The 2277-nt window shown below is 48.5% G+C and carries 2 protein-coding genes; both read right to left on the reverse strand.

The window, feature by feature from the left end; genetic code table 11:
- Positions 1-179 precede the first annotated feature (179 nt).
- Positions 180-1466, reverse strand: coding sequence for a Fic family protein (locus H6A34_RS14120; protein WP_205106034.1), 1287 nt, complete (start codon positions 1464-1466; stop codon positions 180-182).
- A gap of 201 nt (positions 1467-1667) precedes the next feature.
- Positions 1668-2277: DinB/UmuC family translesion DNA polymerase (locus tag H6A34_RS14125; RefSeq protein ID WP_205106035.1), on the reverse strand; the 610-nt coding region annotated here is incomplete at its 5' end.

Genomic DNA, 2277 nt, shown 5'->3' on the forward strand with positions numbered 1-2277 from the left:
GTCTAATGACAGATTCGGGTTTATCCGTTCTAACTCATCCTGCCTGTCTATGAACTTGTCAAATACCATCTTTTCCTTCCTAAGTTATAAATGAGAAAGATTATCTGCGACAAATATAATAATCTGTCAAATGGAAAATAAATGAGCTTGATATTTGTAATAAAGTCATCTGGTCTTGTTTAATTCATTTTCAGATAAGTGCAGTATTTGGCAAGCAAGTTCTCCAATGGCAAGTCGCCTCTGCCGAACCGTTCCGCATCCAATGGCAAAACCCTTTCGCATACCGGTGTCTTGCCTTTGTACAGAGCTTTAAGATAGAAGCGGCCATTCTCATCTTCAACACGGACTTCGGAAAAGAGTGCCGTGAGGTCGTCTGGCTCGTAAATGATGGAATAGCTTGGACGTTTGGCTCCGGGTATGTCCTCACGCAAGACACCTTTTCCTACAAGGTCGTGTATGTCGCGCAGGGCGGTATCCGCCGAACATTTCGCCAGCGACGCCCATGTCTTGGTCGTAATTTTCGCCTCATAGCCGTCAAGGAACAGGTTTAGCATGTCCGTTTGCCTTTGGCTTAACGCCACGGAAGAAGCTTTCTGCCAGAAAAGATTTTTGTTCAAGACGGTGCTGACCATGCTTCCCGCCTCGTCAAGGGCTACGGACAAAGTATTGGCATACCACAATATCCATTCGGTAATGTCTCCGTCGCCGTGTTGCGTCTTTTCCAAAATGTAATAATAATGCTTCTTGTCATTGTTTATCATTGAGGAGATGTTGTAGAACCGAAATTCACTCCTGTCGCCGCGTGCCAGCATCATGTCCGACAGAATACGGGCAAGCCGTCCGTTGCCGTCCTCAAATGGATGGATGCTGACAAACCAGAAATGGGCTATGGCAGACCTGATGACATAACTTACGTTCTCCGTGCCGTTGAACCAGTCAAGGAATTTCTCCATTTCTGCATCCAACCGCTCCGGCGAAGGGGCAACATAATGAATCCTCTCTCTTCCGAACATACCCGAAACGATATGTTCTTCATTGGTGCGGTATCGGCCCACTTCTATATGTGAACCGTCGCTGTAACCTGACGGAAAGAACGCAGCCTGCCATGCGCAGATTTTCTCTTTCGTAAGTGGTTGGCCATAGTGGCCTACCGCATCGAGCATGACAGATACAACTGAATCAACGTAATGTGAGGGTGCGGTCTGCCTGACATTTTCAATTCCCAGTTTACGGGCTATGGACGAGCGTACATCATCCATATTCATACGTATTCCCTCGATTTCTGATGAACATACCACATCGTGCGTCAAGTTCTCGGCCATAGCCTTAAGCTTGCTGTCAAAACCCAACGAGGAAAGCCTGCCATACAGCAAGCCCTGTTTGCGGCCGACTTCTTCAAGTATCGATGTAAGCACGGACGCATCCCATTTGAATGAAGTCCAATTATCTCTTTCGTGTATGTACATAATTCTTCAATTTTTGTTTATGCGGCATTGAACTCCCCAAAACACCGCAGAATATGCGGCAAATATAGTTGTTTTTTACCGCATAATCAAGCATAAGCAAAAAATACCGCAGCATTTGCGGCGTAATATGACTTAAAACGCCTTATTATTGAATAGTAAAATTACTATTGCATGATGCCGAACTCATATATGAATTTGAAGTCATGCTTTCACTTTTATTACGTCATCGATGTTGGTAGTGTATTTTCCGGACTCGTGTTCGTGCTTCATGCGCCAGCTTGTGTCCGTTCCCTGTACGGCTACTTTCACTGTGTTGTAGCCGTTCTTGCGGTTTATGGCGTCGATTGCGGCGGCAAGTCGGGCCTGCTTAGCGCGGTCGACAGTGTCGAAAAGGTCGCCCTGAACTGCGCCGGAGGGGCAGATGTCCCAGACTATCACGCCCGCTTTCTTGTAGAAAAACGTGGCGGACGCGTCCCATTGCGAGCGCAACGCGCCGACAGCCACCGACACAAGCTCGCGCAGGTCGTTTGTCGGTACGGTGAGGGTTACCGTGCGGTTGATTGCGCTGCATGGCGCATCGGTGCGGAAACGGCTTGTATAGGCGAACACCGTGACGGCGCGGCAACAGCTGTCCTGCTCCTTCAGCTTGCGTGAGCAGGAAGATGCGAAGTGGGCGACGGCCTCCTCCAACGGACCTAATTGTGACAATCCTTGGTCGGGAAAGCTGCGGCTTGTGCAGATGCTCTTCTTCTCTGGCAGTTCCTCAATGTTGGAAAAGCCACGCGACTTTGACCCTTTTGGCCAAGCAGGA

The sequence above is a fragment of the Marseilla massiliensis genome, assembly GCF_016899855.1.
Taxonomy (GTDB): Bacteria; Bacteroidota; Bacteroidia; order Bacteroidales; family Bacteroidaceae; genus Prevotella.